22 protein-coding genes are annotated in these 26,836 nt (G+C 73.9%); 10 read left to right on the top strand and 12 right to left on the bottom strand.

Going from position 1 to position 26,836, the window contains the following annotated elements; all coding sequences use genetic code 11:
• Positions 1-42: 42 nt before the first annotated feature.
• Entirely contained in the window at positions 43-624 is a 582-nt protein-coding gene (locus tag ACN268_RS26990) for an Rv3235 family protein (protein WP_421485721.1), read from the top strand.
• A gap of 288 nt (positions 625-912) precedes the next feature.
• On the opposite strand, the gene secA is transcribed toward ACN268_RS26990, so the two are convergent.
• The gene (secA, locus tag ACN268_RS26985) at positions 913-3,840 is read right to left on the bottom strand and encodes a preprotein translocase subunit SecA (RefSeq protein ID WP_421485719.1); all 2,928 of its coding nucleotides are present in this window, start codon (positions 3,838-3,840) and stop codon (positions 913-915) included.
• A 170-nt stretch (positions 3,841-4,010) separates the two neighbouring features.
• On the opposite strand from secA, the gene ACN268_RS26980 reads away from it, so the two are divergent.
• Positions 4,011-5,165: a GNAT family N-acetyltransferase gene (locus ACN268_RS26980; RefSeq protein ID WP_421485716.1), complete on the top strand. Its 1,155-nt coding sequence runs from the start codon at positions 4,011-4,013 to the stop codon at positions 5,163-5,165.
• 34 nt (positions 5,166-5,199) lie between these two features.
• On the top strand, positions 5,200-6,330 hold the full coding sequence (locus tag ACN268_RS26975; protein ID WP_421485714.1) for a GNAT family N-acetyltransferase: 1,131 nt from the start codon (positions 5,200-5,202) through the stop codon (positions 6,328-6,330).
• Positions 6,331-6,420: 90 nt separating this feature from the next.
• Here the strand turns inward: ACN268_RS26975 and hpf are convergent, their stop codons facing one another.
• The 5 genes from hpf to mtrA form a co-directional block, all read right to left on the bottom strand.
• Positions 6,421-7,041: a ribosome hibernation-promoting factor, HPF/YfiA family gene (gene hpf / locus ACN268_RS26970; RefSeq protein WP_421485712.1), complete on the bottom strand. Its 621-nt coding sequence runs from the start codon at positions 7,039-7,041 to the stop codon at positions 6,421-6,423.
• A 257-nt stretch (positions 7,042-7,298) separates the two neighbouring features.
• Complete coding sequence (locus ACN268_RS26965; protein WP_421485710.1) at positions 7,299-8,000, bottom strand: ComF family protein; 702 nt, start codon at positions 7,998-8,000, stop codon at positions 7,299-7,301.
• Positions 8,001-8,007: 7 nt separating this feature from the next.
• Positions 8,008-9,831 (bottom strand): LpqB family beta-propeller domain-containing protein, encoded by a 1,824-nt coding sequence (locus ACN268_RS26960; protein ID WP_421485708.1) that lies wholly within the window; start codon positions 9,829-9,831, stop codon positions 8,008-8,010.
• Positions 9,828-11,585, bottom strand: coding sequence for an MtrAB system histidine kinase MtrB (gene mtrB / locus ACN268_RS26955; RefSeq protein ID WP_421485706.1), 1,758 nt, complete (start codon positions 11,583-11,585; stop codon positions 9,828-9,830). Before mtrB ends, ACN268_RS26960 begins: the two co-directional genes overlap by 4 nt.
• Positions 11,586-11,598: 13 nt before the next feature.
• Complete coding sequence (mtrA, locus tag ACN268_RS26950; protein ID WP_067306208.1) at positions 11,599-12,288, bottom strand: MtrAB system response regulator MtrA; 690 nt, start codon at positions 12,286-12,288, stop codon at positions 11,599-11,601.
• 215 nt (positions 12,289-12,503) lie between these two features.
• On the opposite strand from mtrA, the gene ACN268_RS26945 reads away from it, so the two are divergent.
• The 5 genes from ACN268_RS26945 to ACN268_RS26925 are packed head-to-tail and all read left to right on the top strand — an operon-like array spanning position 12,504 to position 17,671.
• Positions 12,504-13,349 (top strand): hypothetical protein, encoded by an 846-nt coding sequence (locus ACN268_RS26945; RefSeq protein ID WP_421485704.1) that lies wholly within the window; start codon positions 12,504-12,506, stop codon positions 13,347-13,349.
• Positions 13,346-13,951 (top strand): DUF4129 domain-containing protein, encoded by a 606-nt coding sequence (locus ACN268_RS26940; RefSeq protein ID WP_421485702.1) that lies wholly within the window; start codon positions 13,346-13,348, stop codon positions 13,949-13,951. Before ACN268_RS26945 ends, ACN268_RS26940 begins: the two co-directional genes overlap by 4 nt.
• Positions 13,948-15,378, top strand: a complete 1,431-nt coding sequence (locus ACN268_RS26935; RefSeq protein WP_421485700.1) for a DUF4350 domain-containing protein — start codon at positions 13,948-13,950, stop codon at positions 15,376-15,378. Before ACN268_RS26940 ends, ACN268_RS26935 begins: the two co-directional genes overlap by 4 nt.
• Complete coding sequence (locus ACN268_RS26930) at positions 15,375-16,364, top strand: AAA family ATPase (RefSeq protein WP_204928226.1); 990 nt, start codon at positions 15,375-15,377, stop codon at positions 16,362-16,364. The genes ACN268_RS26935 and ACN268_RS26930 overlap by 4 nt, the downstream gene beginning before the upstream one ends.
• Positions 16,361-17,671, top strand: coding sequence for a DUF58 domain-containing protein (locus ACN268_RS26925; protein ID WP_421485698.1), 1,311 nt, complete (start codon positions 16,361-16,363; stop codon positions 17,669-17,671). The genes ACN268_RS26930 and ACN268_RS26925 overlap by 4 nt, the downstream gene beginning before the upstream one ends.
• Positions 17,672-17,681: 10 nt before the next feature.
• On the opposite strand, the gene ACN268_RS26920 is transcribed toward ACN268_RS26925, so the two are convergent.
• On the bottom strand, positions 17,682-18,722 hold the full coding sequence (locus ACN268_RS26920) for a stage II sporulation protein M (RefSeq protein ID WP_421485697.1): 1,041 nt from the start codon (positions 18,720-18,722) through the stop codon (positions 17,682-17,684).
• A 41-nt stretch (positions 18,723-18,763) separates the two neighbouring features.
• On the opposite strand from ACN268_RS26920, the gene ACN268_RS26915 reads away from it, so the two are divergent.
• On the top strand, positions 18,764-19,750 hold the full coding sequence (locus ACN268_RS26915) for an RDD family protein (protein ID WP_421485695.1): 987 nt from the start codon (positions 18,764-18,766) through the stop codon (positions 19,748-19,750).
• Between the two features lie 30 nt (positions 19,751-19,780).
• Here the strand turns inward: ACN268_RS26915 and efeB are convergent, their stop codons facing one another.
• From efeB to efeU, 3 genes are read right to left on the bottom strand one after another with little or no spacing between them, the layout of a single operon-like run.
• Positions 19,781-21,082, bottom strand: coding sequence for an iron uptake transporter deferrochelatase/peroxidase subunit (gene efeB, locus ACN268_RS26910; protein ID WP_421485694.1), 1,302 nt, complete (start codon positions 21,080-21,082; stop codon positions 19,781-19,783).
• A gap of 52 nt (positions 21,083-21,134) precedes the next feature.
• Positions 21,135-22,268, bottom strand: coding sequence for an iron uptake system protein EfeO (efeO, locus tag ACN268_RS26905; protein WP_421485692.1), 1,134 nt, complete (start codon positions 22,266-22,268; stop codon positions 21,135-21,137).
• Between the two features lie 31 nt (positions 22,269-22,299).
• Positions 22,300-23,256, bottom strand: coding sequence for an iron uptake transporter permease EfeU (efeU, locus tag ACN268_RS26900; RefSeq protein WP_421485690.1), 957 nt, complete (start codon positions 23,254-23,256; stop codon positions 22,300-22,302).
• A gap of 300 nt (positions 23,257-23,556) precedes the next feature.
• Here efeU and ACN268_RS26895 point away from each other — a divergent pair, with 300 nt between their 5' ends.
• Entirely contained in the window at positions 23,557-23,715 is a 159-nt protein-coding gene (locus tag ACN268_RS26895; RefSeq protein WP_204928231.1) for a hypothetical protein, read from the top strand.
• A gap of 108 nt (positions 23,716-23,823) precedes the next feature.
• Here the strand turns inward: ACN268_RS26895 and ahcY are convergent, their stop codons facing one another.
• Together ahcY and manA are read right to left on the bottom strand one after the other, a co-directional pair.
• The gene (gene ahcY, locus ACN268_RS26890; protein ID WP_088642955.1) at positions 23,824-25,311 is read right to left on the bottom strand and encodes an adenosylhomocysteinase; all 1,488 of its coding nucleotides are present in this window, start codon (positions 25,309-25,311) and stop codon (positions 23,824-23,826) included.
• A gap of 288 nt (positions 25,312-25,599) precedes the next feature.
• Complete coding sequence (gene manA / locus ACN268_RS26885) at positions 25,600-26,835, bottom strand: mannose-6-phosphate isomerase, class I (RefSeq protein ID WP_421485688.1); 1,236 nt, start codon at positions 26,833-26,835, stop codon at positions 25,600-25,602.
• Position 26,836 lies beyond the last annotated feature (1 nt).

The raw sequence follows: 26,836 nt of genomic DNA, 5'->3' as shown, positions 1-26,836 counted from the left end.
CGAAAGCAAACGAAGGCAAACGCAGAGAACGAGGGGGCAACGATGGCCGACTCCCGCCGTCCGGGGCCGACCCGACCGCCGATCCGGTTACGCCCGGCCCCCGTCACCGACCCGCCCTACGTCGACGAGGTGCCGGATCTCTGGCCCCGGCCACCCGGCCAACTCGCCCTCGACCTGTTCGGCACGGGTCGGCCCGCCGCCGGCCGACCCACCGGCCGGCGGCCCGATCCCCCATCCCGGCCCGGGCACCCGGCCGCCCCGCCCCTGCCGCCGCCCGCCACCACCACGCCCGAGGCGACCCGGGCCGCCCACCGGTTCGTCGGCACCTGCCTGGAGATCCTCAACGGCTACCGGCCACCCGGCCAGATCCGGGCCCTGGTCGAGCCGGGGCGCACCGTCGAGGTGGCCGAGCAGCTCGCCCGCGCCGCTGCCCGCACCCCGCCGGTACGCCGCCGCTCCACCCGGCCCGCCGTGCACCTGCGCCGACTGCGGGTGTGCCAGCCGCGCCCGGCGGCGGTCGAGGTGGCCGCCGTGGTCACCGGCGGCAGCCGGAGCTGGGCGATGGCCCTGCGCCTCGAACACCGCCGGGGCAACTGGCTCTGCACCGCCCTCCAGGTCATCTGACCCACCCCGACCCGCCCGGCCCGGGTGGAGTCACCCGGGCCCGGTGGGACCACCCGGCCCGGTGGGACCGCCCGGCCCGGTCCGCCTGGCCGGGTTGATCAAGAGGTTTGCGTCAATTTGATCTTCGAAGCTGACGCAAACCTCTTGATCACCGCACAAAGGCCGGGGCACAGAGGCGGGGGCGCAAAGGCAGGGGTGCGAAGGCGAAGGCGGGAGGGGACGGGAACGGGGACGCCCTCCCGCTCGACAGAGCGGGAGGGCGTCCCCGGATCAGGCTGGGGCGGTGGGTCAGGCGCCGCCGTTGGGGGCGCCGTGGCAGCGCTTGTACTTGCGACCGGAGCCGCACGGGCAGGGGGCGTTGCGGGACGGGCCACCCTCGGCGGCCCGGTCGACCGGGCCGGTGTTCCGCCGGGCGGTGCTGGCTGCGGCGGCCTGACCGCTCGCCCCGGCGGCAGCCGGGCGACGCGACCCACCGGCGGCCGGACGGGCCTGCGACGGAGCCTGCGGCTGCCCGCCCCCGATGCCGAGCGCCGGGGCGGACGGCTCGGGCTCGGGCCGCTCCACGGCCACCGCACCCGCGCCCGCCTCACCGTCGATCGTCGGGGCGGAGTATTGCAGCCCCTGCTGCTGCGGCGCACGGTTCAGACCCTTGGCCCGGATCTCGACCGGCTTCTCCAGCAGCTGGACCTCCTCGGCCTCCGGCTCCGGCTCCTGGACCTGCACCTCCAGGTTGTAGAGGAAGCCGACCGTCTCCTCCTTGATGCCCTCCATCATCGTGGCGAACATGTCGAAGCCCTCGCGCTGGTACTCGATGACCGGGTCGCGCTGGGCGTACGCCCGCAGGCTGATGCCCTCCTGGAGGTAGTCCATCTCGTAGAGGTGCTCGCGCCACTTGCGGTCGATGACCTGGAGCAGCACCATCCGCTCCAACTGACGGGTGGCCTCCTCGCCGAGGCTCTCCTCCCGCCGGTCGTACGCGGCGTTCGCGTCCTCCCGGAGGCGGGCGAGCAGGAAGTCCTGGTCGAGGCCCGCCCGGGAGCCGACCTCCTCCTCCAGCTCCTCGATGGTGACGCCCACCGGGTAGAGCTGCTTGAGGCTGGCCCAGAGCTGTTCGAGATCCCAGTCCTCGGCGTAACCGTCGCTGGTGGCGCCCACCACGTACGCGCCGACGGTGTCGTCGATCATGTTGCGGACCTGGTCGGAGAGGTCCTCGCCGTTGAGCACCCGCAGCCGCTCGGCGTAGATCACCTGGCGCTGCTTGTTGAGCACCTCGTCGTACTTGAGGACGTTCTTGCGGATCTCGGCGTTCTGGCCCTCGATCTGGGCCTGGGCGTTCTTGATCTGCCGGGTGACCATCTTCGACTCGATGGGCACGTCCTCGGGGATGTTGAACCGCTCCATCACCGCCTCGACCGCACCGGCCCGGAACCGCTTCATCAGCTCGTCCTGGAGCGACAGGTAGAACCGGGACTCACCCGGGTCACCCTGTCGGCCGGCCCGACCACGCAGCTGGTTGTCGATCCGGCGGGACTCGTGCCGCTCGGTGCCGAGCACGTAGAGCCCACCGGCGGCGGCGACCTCCTCGGCCTCCGCCTCGCACGCCTGCTTCCAGGTGGGCAGGACCTCCTCCATCGCCTTGGCGTACTCCTCCTCCTGCTCGGCCGGGTCGAGACCGCGCTGGCGCAGCTCGCTGGCGGCGAGGAACTCGGCGTTGCCACCGAGCAGGATGTCGGTGCCCCGGCCGGCCATGTTGGTGGCGACGGTGACCGCGCCCTTGCGGCCGGCCTGGGCGACGATCTCGGCCTCGCGGGCGTGGAATTTCGCGTTCAGCACGGAGTGCGGGATGCCCCGGCGGCGCAGCAGCGTGGACAGGATCTCGGAGTTCTCCACCGAGACCGTGCCGACCAGCACCGGCTGGCCGGCCTGGTGCCGCTCGGCGATGTCCTCGATGACCGCGTTGAACTTGGCCTTCTCGGTCTTGTAGATGACGTCGGCGCGGTCCTCGCGGACCATCGGCCGGTGCGTCGGGATGGTCACCACGCCGACCTTGTAGACCTTGTTGAACTCGCCCGCCTCGGTCTGGGCCGTACCGGTCATACCGGACAGCTTCTCGTAGAGACGGAAGTAGTTCTGGAGGGTGATGGTGGCCAGGGTCTGGTTCTCCTGCTTGATCTCCACCCCCTCCTTGGCCTCGATCGCCTGGTGCATGCCCTCGTTGTAGCGGCGGCCGTGCAGGATGCGACCGGTGAACTCGTCGACGATCAGGACCTCGCCGTCGCTGACGATGTAGTCCTTGTCGCGCTTGTAGAGCTCCTTGGCCTTGATCGCGTTGTTGAGGTAGCCGACCAGCGGGGTGTTCACCGACTCGTAGAGGTTGTCGATGCCGAGCCGGTCCTCCACCTTGGCCACGCCGCGCTCGGTGACCGCGATGGTGCGCTTGGCGTAGTCGACCTCGTAGTCGCCCTCGCCGTCCTTGCCGGCCTGGAGCCGGCCCACCACGGCCGCGAACTCGCCGTACCAGCGGGCGGAGTGCTCGGCGGGTCCGGAGATGATCAACGGGGTCCGGGCCTCGTCGATCAGGATCGAGTCGACCTCGTCGACCACGGCGAAGTTGTGCCCGCGCTGGACCAGCTCGTCGCGGGACCAGGCCATGTTGTCGCGCAGGTAGTCGAAGCCGAACTCGTTGTTGGTGCCGTAGGTGATGTCGCACTCGTACGCGGCGCGGTGCTCGGCGGCCGGCCGGTTGGGCAGCACCACGCCGACGGTCAGGCCGAGGAACTCGTGCACCTGCCCCATCCAGGCGGCGTCGCGCTGGGCCAGGTAGTCGTTGACGGTGACCACGTGCACGCCCTTGCCGGAGAGCGCGTTGAGGTAGACGGCCATGACCGAGGTCAGCGTCTTGCCCTCACCGGTCTTCATCTCGGCGATGTTGCCGAAGTGCAGCGCCGCGCCACCCATCACCTGGACGTCGTACGGCCGCTGGCCGAGCACCCGGGCGGCCGCCTCGCGCACCGTGGCGAACGCCTCGGGCAGCAGGTCGTCGAGGGTCTCACCGTCGGCGAGCCGTTCCCGGTACTGGTCGGTCAGTGACCGCAGCTCGTCGTCGGTGAGGTTGACGTAGTCGTCCTCGATCGAGTTGACGGCGGCGGCGATGGCCTTCAGCCGACGCACCATGCGGCCCTCGCCCGCGCGGAGGACCTTTTCCAGAATCGACACGGATCAACGCTCCCCTAGACAGTCTCGAACCATCGTAGGCGCTCAGTCGGCGCGATGGTCACTGGTGGCGGCGGTCCGACCCGACCAAACCGACATAACGCTCGGCTCAACCCGCCGCCCGGCGGTTATCCGGTTACGCCCACCGCGAACGATCCGGCACGATGACTCGGATGGAGCCTGTGGAGATCATCGAGGACGGCCTGCTGCTGCGTCCGTGGCTCGCCTCGGACGCGGACGACGTGCACCGGGCTTGCCAGGACCCGGACATCCAGCGCTGGACCACCGTACCGCGTCCGTACCGGCCTGAACACGCCCACGGGTTCGTCACCGGGATGAGCGCCCGTGCCTGGGCCGAGGGCAGCGGTGCCCCGTTCGCGGTCTGCGACGCCGCCACCGGCGAACTGCTCGGCTCCTGCGGCCTGGTCGCGATCGACCAGGCGGTCGAGACCGGCGAGGTCGGCTACTGGACCGCCCCCTGGGCCCGGGGCCGGGGGGTCACCGTGCGGGCCACCCGGGCGGTCGCCCGCTGGGCCTTCGACGCCCTGCTGCTGCGTCGGCTGATCTGGCAGGCCGAGGTGGGCAACCACGCCTCCCGGCTGGTCGCCCTGCGGGCCGGCTTCCAGATCTCCGGTGAGCTGCGGCTCGCCCGGCCCGCCGGCGACGGCCGGGTCGAGGGCTGGGTCGGCTCGCTGCTGCCCGGCGAGGTGCCGGCGGCCGGCGCGGACGGTCCGGCCGGGCCGGGCACCCTGGACGCCCGGCGGGCCGCCGTTTTCGGTCGGCCGCAGCCCGTCCTGTTCGCCAGCGCCGGGAACACCGAGCTGCGGCTGCGGCCGATGGAGGAACGCGACCTGGACGGGGTGGTCGCCACCTGCCAGGACCCGGACACCGTCCGGTGGACCAGCGTGCCGCACCCCTACCGGCGCACCGACGCCGAGGGCTACCTGACCTACGGCGGGCTGGCCTGGGCGCGGGGCACCAGCGCGTGTTTCGTGCTGGCCGACCCGGACGACGCCTTCGCCGGCACCGTCGACCTGCGGTTGAACCCCGTCGACCCGCTGCGGGCCGAGGTGGGCTTCATGACCGCGCCGCACGCCCGCGGCCGGGGCTGGATGCCGGCCGCGCTCGGCGCGCTCGCCGCCTGGGGCGTCACCGGTCTCGGCCTGGTCCGGGTCGAGTGGAAGGCCCACGTCGGCAACACGGCCTCGCGCCGGGCCGCCGAGAAGGCCGGCTTCACCGTCGAGGGCACCCTGCGGGGCGGGGTGTCGCACCGGGGTGAGCGGGTCGACGCCTGGGTCGGCGCGCTGCTCGCCGAGGACCTGACGTGAACCCACGGACCATCGATCCTGGCGAGGACCTGACGTGACCCCGGCGGTCATCGAGGCCGGACCGGTGCGGCTGCGGCCGTTGCGGCGCGACGACGCCGGGGACCTCGCCGCCGGCTGCGACGACCCGGTGAACCTGCGCTTCAACCCGGTGATGCCACAGCCGTACACGGTCGCCGACGCGCACTGGTGGATCTCCGAGGGCGCCCCGGCGGCGTGGCGCAGCGGCGGCGCGGCGTACGCGATCGTCGATGCCGGGACCGACCGGCTGGTCGGCGGGGCCGGGCTCAGCCAGGTGGTGCCGGGCCGGGGGCAGGCGGAGCTGGGCTACTGGGTGGCACCGCGGGCCCGGCGGCGCGGGATCGCCACCGCCACCACCCGGGCCCTGGCGGCGGCCGCGTTCCAGGCCGGCCTGGCCCGGCTGGAGCTGCTGATCAGGGCCGAGAACCCGGCCAGCCAGCGGGTCGCGCTGGCCGCCGGCTTCCACCCCGAGGGGGTACGCCGGGCAGCCGGCCTGGACCGCGACGGCAGCCGGTACGACCTGCTCGCCTGGGTACGCCTCGCCGACGACCCGCCTGACCCGGTCCCACGCCTGCTGCCGGACCTGCCCGACGGGCGGCTCACCGACACGGTGGTGACCCTGCGCCGGCTCGCGCCTGCCGACGCCGAGGTGCTGCACCTGTTGCACACCCGCGCCGAGGTGGTGGCGACCCGGGTCCGTCCGGTTCCACCGAGCAGGGCGGACATCGACCGGCGCTGTGCCGTCGCCGAGAGCGAGTGGCTGACCGGCCGGGCGGCCGACTTCGCGCTGTGCGACGCGGCGACCGGCACGATGGTAGGCGGTTGCGCCCTGATCCACGACGAGCCGGCCACCGGCCAGGCGATGATCGGCTACAGCCTGCTGCCCGAGGCGCGCGGGCGGGGGCTGGCCACCCGGGCGGTCCGGCTGTTGGCCGGCTGGGCGTGCGGCCCGGCGGGCCTGGCCCGCCTCTGGGCCGGTACGGCCACCTGGAACACCGCCTCCCAGCGGGTGCTGCGCCGGGCGGGCTTCCACCGGGAGGGCGTGATGCGCGCCCGCCTCCCCGCCCCGACGCCGGACACCCCCCGCCCCGACACCGTCCTCTGGTCCTTCCTGTCCACCGATCCCCGGCCCCTCCCGCTGCGGTGATCAAGAGGTTCGCGTCAGCTGGATCTCCGAAGGTGACGCGAACCTCTTGATCGACACCGCCGGGTGGGCGGAGAGAGCGGGGCGGGTGGGTCAGGTGTCGAGGGAGATGATGCCGTAGTCGTAGGCGTGGCGACGGTAGACGACGCTGGGGCGGCCGGACTCCTTGTCGTGGAACAGGTAGAAGTCGTGGCCGACGAGTTCCATCTGGAACAGGGCGTCGTCGACGGTCATCGGGTCGGCCGGATGCACCTTCGCCCGCGCGATGTGCCAGGGCTGGTCGTCGTGCTCCTCCGGGCGCTCCTCGACGGCGGTGGCCGTGCCACCGGCGGACACGTTCGTGTCGTCCAGGCCGGCCACCGGCAGACCGGCGGTGGCGGCGGCGACCGAGATCGGCGCGTGCCGGCCCCGGTGTACGCGGCGGCGGTCGGCCGCCCGGCGCAGTCGGGTGTCCAGCTTGGCGATCGCGGCGTCCAGTGCGCTGTAGAAGTCGTTCGTGCAGGCCTCGGCCCGGATCACCGGGCCCCGGGAGACGCAGGTGATCTCCACTCGCTGGCAGGTGTCGGACTGCCGGGGATTGCGTTCGTGGAACAGCTCCACATCGACCCGGATGAGCTTGTGATCGTAGCGCTCGATTTTTGCGAGTTTCTCCGCTACGTGTACCCGGTAATGGTCCGGCACTTCGACGTTTCGACCCTTGACCACGATGTCCACGTGACCTCCCTTTTCCGGATGGCCGGCTGATCTTTCGAATCCGGCCGCGCGACCTCGGGAGGGCCCCTGGGAGCGTCGACCGGTCAGGTGCGGCTACGCCTCCTTCCACCGTCGGGGGCTGGTGGGAAACCTTCCTACCCCCGACACGAAAACGCTAACTCCTGTACGGGCGACAGTCACCCCCGGTTGCGGGAAACCCTCAGAGAATTAACAGCAAGCAACACCATGGGGTGAAACGGAAACACGAAGCGTCACCATCACCGCCGTTTTTGCGTTGCACCCAGCACGGCCGCGCCGTATGGCGTCATTCCCGCCGCACGCAAAGTCCGACTCACCGCCGCCAGGGTCGCCCCGGTGGTCAGGATGTCGTCCAGCACCACCACCGCCCGGCCACCGGCACCCCGCCCGGCCCAACCGGGTCGCAGCCGGAACGCCGACCGGGCCGCCGCGGCCCGCCCCGCCCGGTCCAGCTCCACCGAATCCGGCCGGGGCAACGCCCGCACCGGCACCGCCGTCCGCACGTCCCAGCCGGCCCGCCGCAACCGGATCGCCGCGTGCCGGGCCAACCGGGTCAGGTGGTCGCCGTAGCGCTCCCGAGCCGCCGCCGCCCGGTCCGGCACCGGCACCAGCAGCACCGGCCGGGCCTCGCCCACCGAGGCCGCCACCACCTCCGCCAGCAACCCGCCCAACGGCCGGGCCAGCCCGTGCCGACCCCGTTCCTTGTACGCCAGCAGCGCCTCCCGCAGCGGCCCCGCGTACGGGCCGAGGGCGTGGCACGGGGGCAGGTCGGGCGGGGCCGGGGTGGGGCGCGCCGGTACCGGGCGCAGCGCGGTGAGCCCGCGTACGCACTGCGGGCAGCAGCCCTGCCGCAGGCGCGCGTCCCGCCGGCCGCACCCCGCGCACCCGGTCGGGAAGACCAGATCGCTCAGGTCGGCCCAGAGCCCGCCCACGTCCGGCACGGCGTGCTCAGAACAGGAAGAACGGCGCGGTCGGGCTGCCCGCCCGGCCACCGGCGGGCGGAGGCGGCACGTCGAGCACCTGCTCGCCCCGGATCGTCTCCGCCGACGACGAGCGGAAGCGGTAGGAGACCCCGTTGGCCTCGTACATCATCATCACCGTCGGCAGCACGTACGTCGGGTTGCCCGGGTACACCGCCAGGTGGGTCACCCGCGCGCCCACGTCGGTGACGAGGGGAGTCTGCTGCACTCCGTCCACGCCCACCTCGTACACGGCGGAACGGTTGGTGGAACCGGCCACGGCCAGCGCGTTCTCCTGCGCCCAGTCCACCGCCGACAGGTCGGTCAGCGTGGTGGCGACATGGCGTACCGGGCCGAGCGAGACCACCCCGCCGTCGAGGCTGGCCGTGCTGAGACAGAGCCGCCCACCGACGATCAGCGCGATCCGGTGTCCGTCCAGCGAGGCGGCCACCGCGCTGACCGGACCCGCCATGCCCACCGGCACCGGCACCATCCGGGCCCGGTCGTCGAACCGGTAGAGCCGCCCGTCGGCCACCACCAGCCCGTACGGCTGGGCCGCACCGAGCGGACGCAGCCAGACCGGCCGGCCGATCGCCGCGAAGGTCTGCGTCGCCGGGGTCATCACCTGCACCGGTGCCACCCCCGACCCGGTGACCAGCCGCTGCCGACCGCCTGGGGCGGCGGTGACCAGGGCGGCGAGGGTCTTCTCGGCGGTCCGCCGCACGGCGGCCGAGACGACGTCGTGGTTGTCCTCGGTGCGGATCGGCACGGTGCCGATCGCCTCGGCCTCGAAGGCGAGCGGGTGGATCGCCCCGGCGTAGACGGTGAACCGCTGCGGCCCCTGCGTGAGCGGGTAGACCGGGTTGGCCAGGCGGTGCGCGGCGAGGTCGTCGATGGTCACCCGGGACTGGTTGCGGGTGGTGAGCTGGAGCGGCCCGTCCAGGTCGGACAGCGACCAGGCCAACTGGATGCCGAGCTTCTCCAGCTTGCGCCGGTCGTCGCCGGGCAGGTCGAGGTTGACCTCCCACCGGCCGTCGGTCTTGACGGCGTTGTTGATCAGGGCGGTGCGGTCCGGCAGGCCGCTCACCCCCTGCCGCAGCCACTCCGACGGCCCGGCGATCAGCCACTTGACCGCCTCGCTGACCAGCCGCTCGGCCGGCACGGCCAGCGGCAGGTAGCGCTGGTCGGCGACCAGCCGGGTGGCGTCGGAGTTCCAGAAGTAGACCGTCCGGGTCTGGTAGTAGTCCCGCAGGGACAGCGTGTCGAGCAGCAGCACGGAGGGCGGATCGGTGACGTAGTAGCCGCCGGCCTCGGTGCCCTCCTGGCCCGGCTCGGCGGAGCCGCGCAGCGAGAACTGGTACTCGGTGTCGGTCACCACCGGCGGGCCGAGCACCCCGTTGGCCCGCAGCACCCCCACCTGCTGCACCGGCACCCGGACGGTGAGCAGGCCACTGGCGTTCTCGGTGATCACCGGATTCTCGATCAGCCGGACCACGTTGATCGCGACCTCGCTGCCCTGCTTCTCGGCGAGCCGGCTGCGGTCCTCCCGGGCGATGAACTGCTTGACCCGGGCGTACGCCCGCTCGGGCTCGCCGGCCGCGGCGGCCAGGAAGTTGCGGACGAACGTCTCCCGGTCGGCGCCGCTGGCCGTCCGGGTGGGCGGCTCGCCGCGACCGAAGCTGGACGAGCCCGCCGACGCGGCCGGCCCGGAGCCGTCCACCTGCACGTCGGTGTGGTCGGGGATGCCGCAGCCGGCCACGGCGGCCAGCAGCCCGGCGCAGAGCAGCCCGGCCAGGCCGCGCAGCCGGCTCACGACCGGACCTCCGCCCGCTCGTCGGCACCGGTGGCGGACCCGGGGCCGATGGCCAGCACACCCCCGCCGGCCGGTCCGATGGCCAGCAGGTCGCCGTCGCGGGGGCCACCGAACGGCAGGGTGGCGTCGGCGGGCACCAGCCGCAGCGGTGAGGTGGTGAGCCGGTCCCCGGAGCGGACCGGCAGGGTGAGCCGGAACTGGGCGCCCTGCCCGGGAGCACCCCACGCCTCCAGCCAGCCGCCGTGCAGCCGGGCGTCCTCCAGGCTGATCGACAGGCCCAGCCCCGTACCGCCGGTCTGCCGGGCCCGGGACGGGTCGGCCCGCCAGAACCGGTTGAAGACCAGCTTCTCCTCGCCCGGCTTGAGCCCGACGCCGTGGTCGCGGACGGTGACCGCGACGGCGGTCTGGTCGACGCCGAGGGTGATCACCACCGGCTTCGCCTCGCCGTGCTCCACCGCGTTGCCGACCAGGTTGCGCAGCACCCGCTCGACCCGGCGCGGGTCCACCTCGGCGATGACCGGGGTGGTCGGCACGGCCAGCTCGATGGTGACGCCGACCCGTTCGGCCAGCCCGGCGAGGCGGTCGGCGACCCGGTGCACCACCGGCACCAGGTCGGTCGGCTCGGAGTCGAGCATGGCGAAACCGGCGTCGAAGCGGCTGATCTCCAGCAGGTCGGTGAGCAGCTCCTCGAACCGGTCCAGCTCCGCCTGGAGCAGCTCGGCGCTGCGCGCCACCGCCGGGTCGAACTCGTCGCGCTCGGCGAAGATCAGGTCGGCGGCCATCCGGACGGTGGTCAGCGGGGTCCGCAGTTCGTGCGACACGTCGGAGGTGAACCGGCGTTGCAGGCGGGACATCTCCTCCAGGCGGAGGATCTGCCGTTGCAGGTTGGTCGCCATCTGGTTGAACGAGGCGGCGAGCAGGGCGAGGTCGTCCTCGCCGTCGACCACCATCCGCTGGTCGAGCAGGCCGGCGGAGAGCCGTTGGGCGGTGCGTGCGGCGACCCGCACCGGAGTCACCACCAACCGGGTGACCAGGGCGGCGAGCAGGCCCAGCAGCAGCACCAGGGCCACCCCGGTGGCCAGCACGGTGGCCCGCGCGTCGGCGGCGGTGGCGTCCTGCCGGTTGAGCGGGACGAGGTAATACAGCTCCAGCTGGCCGAAGCGGGTCGGCACCGGGGAGCCGTAGACCAGGTACTTCGTCCGTTCGCCGGCGAGGCGTCCGGTGCGGATCTGGTGGGCCACCTTGCCGTCGGCGACGGCGGCCCGCAGCTCCCGGCTGACCAGCGGGCGCACGTCCATCGCCGGTGAGGTGCGGGTCTCGATGATGCCGGCGTAGTTGTCGGCGGTGATCGCGACCACCACCCCGCTGGTCTGCTGCGGGTCACCCCCGGCCAGGTAGTTGACCGTGCCCTCGATGGTGTCCTGGAGCTGCGCCTCCTGCGGCTGGCTGTAGAGGAAGAACTGCTTGGCCGAGTAGTCGCTGCCGTTGCGCAGCCGCAGCAGCACGTCGGTCTCGGCGTTGTCGAGCAGGATGGCGGTGATCTTGTCGGCGATGAGGTAGGCGAAGCCGCCGACCAGCAGGCTGGACACCACCAGCGTGATGGTCACCACCCGGACCTGCAACGACCGTCGCCAGGTCTGGCGCAGGCCGGCGGTCACCCGCAGCGCACGGCCCACCAGCACGCGCCGCAACGCCCGCGCGGCGGGACGCCAGCCGGCGGTGTGCTCGGGGGTCGGGTCGGGTGCACTGGTCACGGTGCGACCCAGGCTATCCGGTACCCGCCTTGTAGCCCACGCCCCGCACGGTCAGGATGATTTCCGGCCGCTCCGGATCCGGCTCGATCTTGGCGCGCAGCCGCTGCACGTGCACGTTGACCAGCCGGGTGTCCGCCGCGTGCCGGTAGCCCCAGACCTGCTCCAGCAGGACCTCCCGGGTGAAGACCTGACGCGGCTTGCGGGCGAGCGCGACCAGCAGGTCGAACTCCAGCGGCGTCAGCTTCACCTCCTCGCCGTCGCGGCTGACGGTGTGCGCCGGCACGTCGATGGTGATCTGGTTGCCGGGCGGGCCGATGGTCAGCATCTCCGGTGCTACGTCCTCGCCCCGGCGCAGCCGGGCCCGCATCCGGGCCACCAGTTCCTTGGGCTTGAACGGCTTGACCACGTAGTCGTCGGCACCGGACTCCAGGCCGAGCACCACGTCGACGGTGTCGCTCTTGGCGGTCAGCATGACGATCGGCACGCCTGATTCGCCGCGGATCGCCCGTGCCACGTCGATGCCGCTCATTCCGGGCAGCATCAGGTCGAGCAGCACGATATCGGGGCGGCTGTCCCGGAACGCGGCCAACGCCCGTTCCCCGTCGGCGACGAAGGAGGGCAGGAAACCCTCGCTGCGCAGGACGATGCCGAGCATCTCGGCGAGCGCGGGGTCGTCGTCGACCACCAGTACCCGGGCTCTCATGGGGTTTATGTTTCCATCCCCGTTCAGTTGGTGGGATCGGCGTCTGGATGGCACGGTACTGCCGGACGAGGTACCTCCGCACGTCCCACGCGCGATATCTCCCCCGATGACCGCATCGCGTGAGCCGCACGGTGGGTCCGCCCCACCGGTCGTCCCGTGTCACCATGATCCCCGGGCAGGTCGCCGCCCGCCAGCCACCATCCGCAGGAGTACGCGTGCCCGACGTCGGCCCGACCGCCGTGCTTCCCCGGCGTCCGCTCACCGTCGGCGAACTGCTCGACTCCGCCGTCCTGCTGCTGCGCGACCAGGGCCGGGTGCTGGTCCCGCTGGGCGTCCTGCTCGCCGCCGGTGAACAACTGCTGCTGTATCCACTGCGCCGGCTCGCCGACGCGCTGCCCCCGGTCTGGTGGAGCGACAGCGGGGTGTTCCCGCTGTGGTGGCAACTGCTCGCGGTGGGCGCCGCCGCCGAGGCGGTGATCATCCTGCTGCTCGGCAACCCGGCCGCGCGGGCGGCCGGCACGGCGCTGCTCGGCCGCCGGGCCACGGTGACGGAACTGCTCCGCCCGGCCGGTGCCCGCTGGGGCGTCACCCTGCTGCTCGCCCCGGCGGTGGGCCTGCTGATGCTGATCGCGGCGCTGCTCGGCCCGGCCTGGTTGGTCGGCTACGGGCTGCTCGGCTCGGTCGCTGCCGCGGTGGTGCTGGACCGGGTGCCCGGGGTGGCGGCGGTGCCCCGGGCGGCCCGCGTCGCGGCACGGGGCCGGGCCGCCGCCGTCCGGCTGCTGGGCTACCTCGGCTGGTGGGTGCTGCGGGTCGGCCTGGCCCTCGGCCTCTTCTTCGGCGTCGAGTCGCTGCACCTGGTCGACCTGGCCGACCCGGGCGTACGGGCCGCCGCCGCCATGCTCGCCTGGGGTGCGGTGAACAGCGTCGCCTACCCCGCCCTGGCCTGCCTGGACGCGGTGATCCACCTGGACGGCCGGATGCGCACCGAGGGGCTGGACATCCAGCTCGCCCGTACCCCCGTGGGGCTCGTCGCGGCCGGCCTGCCGGCGGTCGACCGGTGAGCCGGTGGTGGACGGAGGCCGTCGCCGCGCTCGGCGACGTGCTGCCGCTGCCGCTCGCGGCGCTGCTGGTGGTGCTGCTGGCCGGGGTGGTGGCGCTCGCCTGGTACCACTTCCCGGCCTGGGTGCCCCGCCGGCTGCCCCGGCTGCGACTGCCCCGCCTCCGGTGGCCCCGGTGGCGGCTGCCCCGGCGGCGACGCCGGACGGCCGACGGGCCGGTCGAGGTCGCGGTGGCGCTGCCCCGCCCCCGTACCGCCGACGACGACCTCCCGGCCGACGCCGCGCGTTCCCTGGCCGACCGGCTGGCGGCCGAGGGCCGGTACGCCGAAGCCGTCCGCGAGCGGCTGCGCGCCATGGTCCGCCGGCTGGTCGCGGTCGGCGCGGTGGCCCCCCGGGCCGGGATGACCGTCACCGAACTGACCGACGCGGCGGCCCGCGCCCGGCCCCCGGTCGATCCGCCGCTGCGCGCCGCCGGGGCCCTCTTCGCCGAGCTGTGGTACGCCCAGCGCCCGGCCGCCGCCGACCACGACCGGCGGATGCGGGAACTCGCCGACGACCTGGACCGGGCGCTGGCCGCCCCACCACCGGACGGGGACACCAGGTGACCGGCCCCGCCACCGCCACGGTCGGCGGCCCGCCGCCGGCCCCGCCGGCCGCGGGCGGCCCGCCACCGGCCGCGTCCGTGCGGCGGCGACGCCGCCGGCACCGGGTGCTCGTGCCGTTGGCGCTGGCCGCCGCCCTGCTCGCCGGCACGATCGCCGCCCACGAGGTGGACCAGCCCGACCCGGGCGACCCCGGCTTCCTCTCCCCCGTCGCCACCGACGACGACGGGGGCAGCCGCCTCGCCGACGCGCTGCGCGCCCGGGGGGTCACCGTCGCGCGGGAGACCGACCTGCTGCCGGCCCTGCTCGGCCTCGACCGTGGCCCGGCCACCCTCTTCGTCCCGGCGGCGGAGCTGCTGCACCCGGACACCCTCGGCGCGCTGGGCGAGCTGCCCGCCGGCCGACGGCTGGTCCTCGTCGACCCGTCCCGCCGGGTGCTCGAATCCGCCGGCCTGCCGCTGGTGCCGACCGACCGCCGCTGGGCCACCCGGGCGGTCGGCCCGGAGGCCGGCGGCCGGCCCTGCGCGGTGCCCGAGGCGACCCGGGCCGGGGTCGCCGCCGCCGGGCTCCAGCGGTACGCCGCCGTGCCCGGCACCGCGACCGCCCTCGACCGTTGCTACGCCGACGGCCTGGTCCGGCTGCCCGGCCGGGCCGAGGTGGTGGTGATCGGTGCCAGCGACCCGTTCCGCAACGACCGGATCGCCGAGCACGGCAACGAGGCGCTCGCCACCGGCCTGCTCGGCGTCCACGGGCGGGTGGTCTGGCTGGACCTGGACGGCCCGGCACCGGCGCCGACGTTCGGCCGGCCCGGCGGCACCGGCGAGCCCGCCTGGTCGCCCACCCCCGGCGGGTCCACCGGGTACGACGGCGACGGCAGCGGCGAGGCCGGTCCGGGTGGCCCCGGCACCGCCACCGGTGACGGCGACGGTTCGGGGGACGCCCCCGACTCGGCCGGTCCCCCACCACCTGACGACCATCCGCTGCTGGACGCCTTCCCGCCCTGGTTCTGGGCGCTACTGCTCCAGCTCGCCCTGGTCGCCCTGCTGATCGTGCTGTGGCGGGCCCGCCGGCTCGGCCCGCCGGTGACCGAGCCGCTGCCGGTCGAGGTCCGCTCCGCCGAGACCGTGCTCGGTCGGGCCCGGCTCTACCAGCGGGCCCGCGCCCGGGGCCCGGCCGCCGCGACCCTGCGTACCGCCGCGTTGGGGCGGCTGCGCGGCCGGCTCGACCTGCCCGCGACGCTCGGGCCGGCGGAGGTGGCGGCCCGGGTGGCCGGACCGGCCGGCGGCACCCCGGAGCAGATCCACGAGCTGCTCTTCGGCGCGGCCCCGCAGACCGACACCGAACTGCTGGAGCTGGCCCGGTCGCTGGAGCGGCTGACCCGTACCGTGGCGGCAGCGCCCGGCCGTCCGACCGAAGGAGACCCCCGGTGACCCGACCCGCCACCACCGCCGAGCCCACGGCCGGCCCGGACGACGCCCGGGCCGCCCTGCACCGGCTGCGCACCGAGGTGGCCAAGGCGGTCGTCGGTCAGGACTCGGTGGTCACCGGCCTGGTGATCGCGCTGCTGTGCCGGGGCCACGTCCTGCTGGAGGGGGTGCCCGGGGTGGCGAAGACGCTGCTGATCCGTACCGTCGCCACCGCACTGGACCTGGACTCCAAGCGGGTCCAGTTCACCCCCGACCTGATGCCCGGTGACGTCACCGGTTCGTTGATCTTCGACCCGCGTACCGCCGCGTTCACCTTCCGGGAGGGGCCGGTCTTCACCAACCTGCTGCTCGCCGACGAGATCAACCGGACGCCACCGAAGACCCAGTCGGCGCTGCTGGAGGTGATGGAGGAGCGCCAGGTGTCGGTCGAGGGTGCCCGCCGGCCGCTGCCGGACCCGTTCATCGTGGCCGCCACCCAGAACCCCGTCGAGTACGAGGGCACCTACCCGTTGCCCGAGGCGCAGCTCGACCGGTTCCTGCTCAAGCTGACCGTGCCGCTGCCCAACCGGGACGAGGAACTGGGGGTGCTGCGCGCCCACCACGCCGGGTTCGACCCGCGTGACCTCGGCGCGGCCGGCGTACGCCCGGTGGCCGACGCCGCCGACCTCGCCGCCGCCCGGGAGGCCGTCGGTCGGGTGCACGTGGCCGAGCCGGTACTCGCCTACATCGTGGACCTGTGCCGGGCCACCCGGGTCACCCCGGCGCTGGAGCTGGGCGCCTCACCCCGTGGGTCCACCGGGCTGCTCAGCACGGCGAAGGCGTGGGCCTGGCTGGCCGGCCGCGACCACGTCACCCCCGACGACGTGAAGGCCACCGCCCGGCCGACGCTGCGGCACCGGCTGCGGCTGCGCCCCGAGGTGGAACTGGAGGGGGTCGGCGTCGACGCGGTGCTGGACACGGTGCTGGCCACCGTGCCGACCCCGCGATGACCTGGCGGGCGGCCGTCCTGCTGCTGGCGGGCGTACCCACCCTGCCGTTCTGGCCGGACCCGGTGCCCGCCGTCGCCGTGATGACCGCCGTCGTGCTGCTGCTCACCGCCGTGGACTGGGCGCTCGCCGCCCCGCTGCACGGGCTCACCGTCGACCGGGAGGGCGACCGGACCGTCCGGCTCGGCCACCGCGCTACCGTCACGCTGCGCCTGGCCAACACCTCCGGCCGTACGCTGCACGCCCAGGTGCGCGACGGGTGGGTGCCGTCGGCGGGGGCCCGCCCGGACGTACCCCCGGACCGGGTGTCCCGGGTCGGACCGGGCGGCGTGCTGGTGCTGCCCAACCGGCTCACCCCCACCCGGCGCGGCGACCGGCCGGCGGTGACGGTGACGGTGCGTTCGTTCGGGCCGCTCGGGTTGGCGTTCCGGCAGCGGGCCGGGCGGCCCGCCACCCCCGGCTGGACGCTGCGCGTGCTGCCCCGGTTCGACTCCCGGCGGCACCTGCCGGAGAAGCTGTCCCGGCTGCGGGTCATCGACGGCACCCAGGTCACCCGGGGCCGGGGCCAGGGCACCGAGTTCGACACCCTGCGCGAGTACGTCGTCGGCGACGACGTGCGCTCCATCGACTGGCGGGCCAGCGCCCGCCGCTCCGACGTGCTGGTCCGCACCTGGCGGCCGGAGCGCGACAGGCGGTTGGTGTGCGTGCTGGACACCGGCCGCACCTCGGCGGTGCGCGTCGGCGACGTACCCCGGCTGGACGCCGCCATCGACGCGGCGTTGCTGCTGACCGCGCTGGCCGCCCGCGCCGGGGACCGGGTCGACCTGCTGGCCGCCGACGCCACGATCCGGGCGACCGTCACCGGCACCGGACGACGGGACCTGCTGCACCGGCTGGTCGACGCGCTCGCGCCGGTGCACCCGGCGCTGGTGGAGACCGACTTCGACCTGATCGTCGCGGAGATCCTGCGCCGGCACCGGCGGCGCAGCCTGGTGGTGCTGCTGACCGCGCTGGAGCCGGGCGCGCTCGCCGAAGGGCTGCTGCCGGTGCTGCCCCGGCTGGCCGCCCGGCACCGGGTGGTGGTGGCGGCCGTGCACGACCCGGTGCTCACCGCGTTGACCACCGGCCCGCCGGTACGCCCCGGGGACGCCTACGCCGCCGCGGCCGGCTGGCGGGCGCTCGCCGAGCGGGACCGGGTCCGCGCCGCCCTCGGCCGGTACGGCGTGACCGTGGTGGACGCCCCGGCGGACCGGCTCGCCCCGGCCCTGGCCGACACCTACCTCCGGCTCAAGGCCCTCGGTCAGCTCTGACCCGGGCGGGTCAGCGGGGTGGCCGGGAGGTGGGGTGCCAGGCCCGGGCCGGGTCGGTGCTGGGCCAGAGTTCGGCCAGCCACGGGTCGACCCGTTCGGCAGGGGCCCGTTCGGCGGCGACCGCCCGCCGGCCGAGCAGCACCACGTAGGCGAAGAAGCCCAGCCAGACCGCCGCGCCGACGCCGACCCGCAGCGCCACCGGCACCGCTGCCGGGGTGACGAACGCCTCCAGCAGCGCGGAGACCGCGAACAGCCCGACCAGGCCCACCGCCACCAGGATCGCCGACCGGCCCGCCTCGGCGACCGACCGGCCCCGGCCCAGGTGCTCCGGCGGCGAGATCCACGCCCAGGCGGTACGCAGCCCGACCCCGGCGGCCACGAAGACCCCGGTCAGCTCCAGCAGCCCGTGCGGGGTGATCAGTCCGAAGAAGACGTCGGAGCGGCCGTAGGAGACCATCACGCCGCCCACCACCCCGATGTTCAGCGCGTTCTGCCACAGCAGGTAGAGCACCGGCACGACGAGCACCCCCGCGGCGAGGCACTGGGCGGCGATCCAGGCGTTGTGGGTCCACAGGTGGAAGGCGAAGGTCGGGGCGGAGAACTCGGTGTAGTAGCCGGCGAATCCGGAGTCGACCAGGTCGGCGGCGGCGTCCGGGCCGATGAACGCGGCGGCGGTGCCCGGGTTGCCGGCGACGTACCAGATGAGGAAGCCGCTGAGCAGGCTGAACCCGGTCGCCACCGCGCACCACCACGGCCAGGCCCGGTAGACCGCGGCGGGGAACCCGACGGTGAGGAACAGCCCGAGGGCCGACCAGGAGGCCCGCTGCCGGCCGGTGATCCGGGCCCGCGCCCGCAGCACGAGCTGGGAGAGCCGGCTGACCAGGGCCGGGTCGGGTGCCCGGCTGCGCAGCGCCGACAGGTGGGTGGCGGTGCGCTGGTAGAGGACGATCATCTCGTCGATCTCGTCGACGTCGAGCCGGCGACGGTCGCAGAGCAGCTCCAGCCGTCGCCACTCGTGGCCGTGCTCGGCGACGTACGCGTCGAGATCCACTGGTCCTCCCCCGTCCCGCGACCATAGTGTTCACTGTCCGGGTGAGCGCGCAACCACCGGTGCCGGCCGGCACCGTCCCGCCCGGCGTCGACCCGGCGGGGCGCTGGGCGGACGCGGGGCTGGTCAGCGGCGAGGCGGTCGCGCTGGACGTCCGGGCGGCACGGCTCGGTTCCCGGGTGTTGGCGCTGCTGATCGACATCGTCGGTCAACTGTTCTGCGCGGCGCTGCTGGCCCTCACGCTGACCCCGCTGGTGCTGATCGTGCTCCCCGACCAGGTGGTGGACCGAGCCCTCACCGGCGCGTTGGAGACCCTCGGCCTGGTGCTGGTGGTGGTCGGCTACCCGGTGCTCTGGGAACGCCTCAACCACGGCCGGACGCCCGGCAAGCTCGCCGTGGGGCTGCGGGTGGTCAGCGCCGACGGCGGTCCGGTGCAGCTGCGTCAGTCGCTGACCCGGGCGCTGGTCGGCGCGGCCGTGGAGTGGCCGGGGCTGGTGCTGCCGCTGCTGAGCTGGGTGGCCGGGGCGGCGGTGATGCTGACCGACCCGCGTGGCCGACGGCTGGGTGACCTGGTGGCCGGCACGATGGTGGTGCACACCCGCACCACGCACCCCTGGCGGCCGGCCCCGGGGATCGTCGCGCCGCTGGTCGGCTGGGCCACCACCCTGGACCTGACCCGGCTGGACGACGCGCTGGCCCTGGCGGTGCGGCAGTACCTGACCCGGGGACAGCAGATCGTCGAGCCGTACCGCAGCCGGCTGGCCCGGGAGCTGTGGCGTGAGGTGGCGGCGGTGACCGCACCGACGCCGCCGCCCGGCGTACCGGAGCCGTTGCTGTTGGCGGCGGTGCTGGCCGAACGCAACAGGCGCGGCTCGCTGCGGCTGCGCCACCAGCGGGCGCTCACCGCCTCCCTCTGGCCCGACCCGGCGACTCCCGCCGTCGCGCCGGCCGCCGTCGACCCGCCGGCCCCGGCCGGGGTACGACCGGCCGCGCCGGTGCTCCGGTCGGCGTCGCCGGACCACCCGGCCTGACCGGTAGGCCGCCCAGCCGAACCACGCCGCTCAGCCGAACAGGGTGCGGCCCCACCAGTCGGCGGCGTCGCGGACCCCGGGCGGGCAGGCGAACAGGCCGCTGGAGACGTGCCGCAGGTACTCGTTCATCGCGTCGTTGCGGGCCAGCCGGGTCTGGATCGGCACGAACTGCCGGCGCGGGTCCCGCTGGTAGGCCATGAAGAACAGCCCGGCGTCGAGCCGGCCCAACCCGTCCGACCCGTCGACGTAGTTGTAGCCCCGGCGCAGCAGCCGGGCACCGTCGTTCTGCGTGGGGTGGGCGAGGCGCACGTGCGAGTCCACGGCGATCACCGGCTGGCCGTCGTCGCCCTTCGCGGCGAAGTCCGGCTCGTCGAACTCGTCGCGGCGGCCCAGCGGCGCACCACTGCCCTTGGTCCGGCCGACGATCTGCTCCTGCTCGACCAGCGAGCTGCGGTCCCAGGTCTCGATCTGCATCCGGATCTTGCGGGTGACCAGGTAGGACCCGCCGGTCATCCAGTCCGCGCCGTCCTCCGGCTGGGCCCAGAGCTGCTCGCGCAGCAACCCGGCGTCCTCGGCCTTGAGGTTGGCGGTGCCGTCCTTGAAGCCGAAGAGGTTACGCGGGGTCGCCTGGTCCCGCGACGTCGACGAGGTACGCCCGAAGCCGAGCTGCGACCAGCGGACGCTGACCACGCCCATCCCGATCCGGGCCAGGTTGCGGATGGCGTGCACGGCCACCTGCGGGTCGTTGGCGCACGCCTGCACGCACAGGTCGCCGCCGGAGATCTCCGGGCGCAGCGCGTCCCCGGCGAAGTGCGGCAGGTCGGCCAGCGCGGCGGGGCGGCGGCCGGCGATGCCGAACCGGTCCCGGCCCTGCGCGTCGCGGAACAGCGTCGCGCCGAAACCGACGGTCAGGGTGAGCTGCGACGGGGGCAGGCCCAGCGCCTCGCCGGTGTCGTCAGGCGGGGCCTCCGGCATGCCGCCGACGGCACCGATCACCCCGGCGTCCTTCCCACCGGTCATCCGGGCGGCGGCGGGCGTCCACTCCTGGAGCATCGCCACCAGCCGGTCCCGGTCCTTGGTGATCACGTCGAAGGCGACGAAGTGCAGCCGGTCCTGCGCCGGGGTGGTGATCCCGGCCTGGTGTTCACCGTGGAACGGCACCGCACCGGCGGCCCCGTCGTACGCGGCGGCCCGGTCGCCGTCGCGGGTCAGCGCGCCCGCTCCGGCGGCCACCCCGGCCACCCCGGCGACCCCGACCCCGGCGAGGGTGATCGCCCGCCGCCGGGACAGCCGGCGGCGTCCCCGGCCGGCGGTGCTGCTCTGCTCGCTCATCGACTCTCCTGGGAGGGACCGGCCGCCGTACGACGGCCGTGCTGACCCGTCGTCACCGGGCGACGGCGGCGGCGACCTTGCTGACCGGCTCGGCGAGGGCGTTGATGCTGTCCGACAGCTCCTTGAGGTCGGTCTTGCTCAGCTGGTTGTGCAGCTTCCAGCCGTCGCCGTCGCGGTGCTTGCCGAGCGCCGCCTCCACGTTGGCGAACTCCTTGTCGAGCTGGGCGACCAGCTCCGGGGCGCGCTGCTCCAGCGCCGGCCGGAGCGCGGCGACGGCGGCCTTGGAGCCCTCCAGGTTGGCGTTGAAGTCCCAGAGGTCGGTGTGCGAGTACCGCTCCTCCTCGCCGGTGATCTTGCCGCTGGCCACCTCGTCGAGCAGGGCCTTGGCCCCGTTGGCGAGCTGGAGCGGGGTGAGCTTCTCGGCGTTGGCCCGGCTCACGATCTCCTTGACGTCGACCAGCAGCCGGTCGGCGATCGGACCGTCCTTGCTGATGTCGCCGGTGGTCCAGAGGTCCTTCTCGATCCGGTGGAAGCCGGTGAACTCCATGCCCTCCTCGATGACCTCCTCCCGACCGTCGATCTTCGGGTCGAGGTCGCCGAAGCTCTCCGCGACCGGCTCGATCCGCTCCCAGTAGGTGCGGGCCACCGGGTACAGCGCCTTGGCCTTGGGCACGTCGCCGGCCTTGACGGCGGTGACGAACTCCTCGGTCTTGGTCAGCAGGGCGGCGGTCTGGCTGGTCACGTACCGCTGGTAGCTGGCGGTGGCCTCGGTCAGCGCGGCGTCCGGGGCCACCGTCGCGGCGGTGCCGCTGACCTTCAGCGCGCCCCGGATGCCCCGGCCGCTCATGCCGGGCTTGCAGGCCGTCTCGTACGTCCCCGCCGGCAGCTCCACCCGCAGTTCCCGGCTCAGCCCCGGGGCGATGTTCTCCACCTCGCCCATCACCCGGTCACCGGCGGCGTAGACGTAGAACTCGTTGACCTTGCTGCCGGAGTTGGTCACGGTGAAGGTGGCCTGGCCGGCGTCCAGCTCGGTGACGTCGACCTCGCACACGCTGTCGGTGGCCTTCACCGTGACCGTGTTGCCGGCGCCGGCGTCGGGCTGGTCGTCCTTGCCACCGCAGGCGGTGACACCGGTGACGGCGAGTGCGCCGACGGCGGCGAGCACCAGGAAACGGGTGGTACGCATCGTTGCTTGTCTCCTTGCAGAGGGCGGTGGATCAGGCGCGCCGCGACCCGGCCGGCTGCACGGTGGCGGGGCCGTCCTGCGCGGCGGTGGCGTCGCCATCGGCGGCGGTGGTCGTAGGTCCGTCGGCGGCGGTGGTCGTGGCGTCGGCGGCGGCGGGGGCCGGGGTGGGCTTCGCCGGGGCGGCCGGTCGGCGCAGGAACAGCACCAGCACCGGTACGGCGTACGCGACCCAGGCGACCATCTCCAGCACGCTCGGCGCGGCGGTGACGTTGAACATCCCGGCCAGCAGGGCGGCGTACCAGGTGCTGGGGTCGAGCACGCCGGTGATGTCGAAGGCCAGGTCGTTCAGGCCGGGCAGCACCCCGGCCTCCTGGAAGTCGTGCACGCCGTACTTGAGGATGCCGGCGGCGACCAGGATCAGCAGCGCGCCCGTCCAGGTGAAGAACGTGGACAGGTTGATCCGCACGGCGCTGCGGTAGAGCAGGAAGCCGATCCCGACGGCGGTGGCGATGCCGCCGATCAGGGCCAGCAGCGGCCCGGAGCCGGTGCCGCCGGTCGCGCTCTGCGCCGCCGAGTAGAAGATCAGCGCGGTCTCCAGACCCTCCCGGACCACCGCGAGGAAGGCCATCCCGGCCACCGCGAGCGACCCGACCGCGAGTGCCTCGCTCAGCTTGCCGCGCAGCTCACCGGCGATGGTCCGGGCGGCCCGACGCATCCAGAAGATCATCCAGGTCACGAAGACCACGGCGGCGACGGAGGTGACGGCCTCGAACAGCTCCCGGTCCTCGGAGCGGGCCAGCAGCGAGGTCGAGGTGTACTCGATCAGCCAGCCGAACAGGACCGAGAGCGCCACGGCGAGCCCGACGCCGGCCCACACCTGCGGCAGCCGGTCCCGGCGCTGCGACTTGACCAGGAAGGCCACCAGGATGCTGACGACGAGCGTCGCCTCCAGGCCCTCCCGCAGGCCGATCAGGTACGTGGCGAACATCGGTGCTCCGTGTCGTGGTAAGGCTTGCCTCAGGCAACTTAGGGCAGCCATACCTTCCTCCTGATCGGTGCTTCCGTCAAGTCGTTCCTGACAGCTTCACCCTGGTCGGAAGGGTCGGCCCGGACCCGTCGCCAGGGGGTGCCGACCCGCCGCCCGACGTGGCAGGATGCGGCATACCCCCAGGACAGGACGCCCCGTGGACGACGCGCCCCGCAGCCCCACCCTCCGCCCCGCGGACACCCCCGCACCAGGGACTTCCGGCCCGTGTGCGCTACGCCACCGTCGGCCGGGCGGGCACCGGTGAGGGGCTTCGGCCCGTGGCTGGCCGTCCTCGCGCTGGTGATCGTCCTCAACGCCCTGCGGCTGCGCCCGCTGGCCGTGGCCGTCTCGCTGGCCTGGCTCGCCTGGTGCGTGTGGACCTGGGTACGCCCGACCCGCCGCGGCCCCGGCCCGTCCTGATCCGGCCGCCCCGGCTCCGGCTGCCCTGATCCCGCCGGCTCCGGCCCGACCCGCAGACGGGTGAGGGGCCGGCCACGACGTGGCCGACCCCTCCTGCGTACGGGTTGCTCAGTAGCGGTAGTGCTCCGGCTTGAACGGGCCCTCGGGCGAGACGCCGAGGTAGGCGGCCTGCTCCTTGGTCAGCTCGGTCAGCCGGGCGCCGAGCGCGTCCAGGTGCAGCCGCGCCACCTTCTCGTCCAGGTGCTTGGGCAGCACGTAGACGCCGACCGGGTACTCGTCGGTCTTGGTGTACAGCTCGATCTGGGCGATCGTCTGGTTGGCGAACGAGTTCGACATCACGAAGCTCGGGTGGCCGGTGGCGTTGCCCAGGTTCAGCAGGCGACCCTCGGAGAGCACGATGATCGCGTGGCCGTCGTCGAAGCGCCACACGTCGACCTGCGGCTTGATGTTCTCCCGGGTGACGTCCGAGCGCTTCGCCAGGCCGGCCATGTCGATCTCGTTGTCGAAGTGGCCGATGTTGCCGACGATGGCCTGGTGCTTCATCCGGGCCATGTGCTCGTTGGTGATGACGTCGAAGCAGCCGGTGGCGGTGATGAAGATGTCGGCCTGCTCGACCACGTCCTCCAGGGTGGCGACCTGGTAGCCGTCCATCGCCGCCTGGAGCGCGCAGATCGGGTCGACCTCGGTCACCACGACCCGGGCGCCCTGGCCGCGCAGCGACTCGGCGCAGCCCTTGCCCACGTCGCCGTAACCGAGCACGACTGCCATCTTGCCGCCGATCAGCACGTCGGTGGCCCGGTTGATGCCGTCGATCAGCGAGTGCCGGCAGCCGTACTTGTTGTCGAACTTGCTCTTGGTCACCGAGTCGTTGACGTTGATGGCCGGGAAGAGCAGGGTGCCGGCCCGGTGCATCTCGTAGAGCCGGTGCACGCCGGTGGTGGTCTCCTCGGTGACGCCCTTGATGCCGGCGGCGATCCGGGTCCAGCGCTGGTTGTCCTCGGCGAGGCTGCGGTGCAGCACCTGGAGGATGACCGCGTACTCCTCGGAGTCGGCGGACTCGACCGCCGGGACCGCCCCGGCCTTCTCGAACTCGACGCCCTTGTGCACCAGCAGGGTGGCGTCACCGCCGTCGTCGAGGATCATGTTCGGGCCCTGCCCGTCCGGCCAGGCGAGCACCTGCTCGGTGCACCACCAGTACTCCTCGAGGCTCTCGCCCTTCCAGGCGTACACCGGGACGCCGGACGGCGCCTCCGGGGTGCCCTCGGGGCCGACCACGATCGCCGCGGCGGCGTGGTCCTGGGTGGAGAAGATGTTGCAGGACGCCCAGCGGACCTGCGCGCCGAGGGCGACCAGCGTCTCGATCAGGACGGCGGTCTGGATGGTCATGTGCAGCGAACCGGTGATCCGGGCGCCGGCGAGGGGCTGGGCGTCGGCGAATTCGCGGCGGATCGCCATCAGGCCGGGCATCTCGTGCTCGGCGAGGCGGATCTCCTTGCGCCCGAACTCGGCGAGCGACAGATCCGCCACCTTGTAGTCGCCCTCGGCGAGGGTGCTCGGCCGGGCGCCGCTGTGCGACGCCGGGAGGGTGCTGGTCATGAAGGCTCCTGTCGAACGATGGCTGCGCGACCATCAACCTTACGCCCGCCTCCTCGCGGCGCACTGTGGGCCGCCTCGAGACAGCGCACGGGGCGGTCGGCGTGGGACGAAACCTCCGTCCACCTGCCGGCCGCCCCGTGCATCCCCCCGGTTTGGTTACCCCCGCGCGCCGCCGGACCTTCGTCGCGACAACGCTGCGTACTCATGAGATTACCGTGAGGCACGGATCAGTCAAGCAATTCGGGAAAGTCGGACTTGCGGCGTGGCGCAGGTCGCTGCGCGGTGCCGTCAACCGCCGCACGTGGCGACGAACGCCGTGCCCGTACCTGACAGCACCAGCGCCGCACCCGCGGCCCTGCCCACGGCGGCCTGCCCCGGGCCGAGCATCACCGCCCCCTCCCCGTCGTCCACCCCGACCTTGCCCCGGTGGCAGAACACCACCCGGGGGCCGGGCAACGGCAGCCGGACCTCCGGCCCGGCCTCGTCCACCGTCACCCGGTGCAGCGCGAAGTCGTCCACCGGCACCGGCCAGCAGACCACCCCGGGCGTCACCGGGCGGGCGACGAGGACCGGCTCGTCCAGCACCTCGAACCGCAGCACCCGCAGCAACTCGTCGACGTCCACGTGCTTCGGGGTCAGCCCACCGCGCAGCACGTTGTCACTGGCCGCCATGATCTCCACACCGGTGCCGCTCAGATAGGCGTGCAGGTTGCCGGCCGGCATCCAGATCGCCTCTCCCGGCGTCAGCCGAACGTGGTGCAGCAGCAGCGCCACCAGCACCCCCGGATCGGCCGGGTAGCGGGTCGCCAGGTCCCGGGCCAGTTCCGCGTCCGGCCCGGCGGCATCCGCCGTGCGCACCGCCTCGACCAGCCCGGCACGGTCGCCGTCCGGCCAGCTCAGCAGCGCGCGTACGGCCTCCCGCAGCCCCGTCGGCCCGGCCCGCAGCGCGGCCACCACCGGCGACAACTCCGGTACGCCGAACCCGGCCAACGCCGTCGCCGACAGCTGCGGGTCCCGGAACCCGCAGAGCGCGTCGAACGGCGTCAACGCGACGAGCAACTCCGGCTTGTGGTACGGGTCGACGTAGTTGCGTGGCCCCCGCGCCCGCTCCGCCACCCCGTCGACCCACCCGTCACCGGCCTGCCCTGCCCCGGCCTGCCCGTCGCCTGCCCGCTCGACGTCAGCCTGCTCGGCGGCGTAGCCGGCGCGGGCCTGCTCGGCGTCGGGGTGGGCCTGCAGGCTCAACGGGGCGTCCGCGGCGAGCACCTTCAACAGGAACGGCAGCCGGGTGCCGAACCGGCCGACCACCTCCGTGCCGAGCCAGTGGTCCGGCTCGGCGACCAGCAGGTCGGTCAGGCTCACCCGCGCACCGTCCCGGTCGACCATGGCCGGGCCACCCGGATGGGCGCCCAGCCACAGCTCCGCCTCCGGGCCGTCGGTCGGCGCCGGTCGCCCCTGCAACTCGGCGAGCGCCGAGCGGGACCCCCAGGCGTAGTCGCGGATCGACCCGTGCAGCAGTTCCACG

The organism is Micromonospora sp. WMMD735, from assembly GCF_049178995.1.
GTDB classification, from domain to species: Bacteria; Actinomycetota; Actinomycetes; order Mycobacteriales; family Micromonosporaceae; genus Micromonospora; species Micromonospora wenchangensis.
The sequence above is the reverse complement of the archived record's forward strand: the minus strand, read 5'-3'. Positions and strand labels throughout refer to the sequence as shown.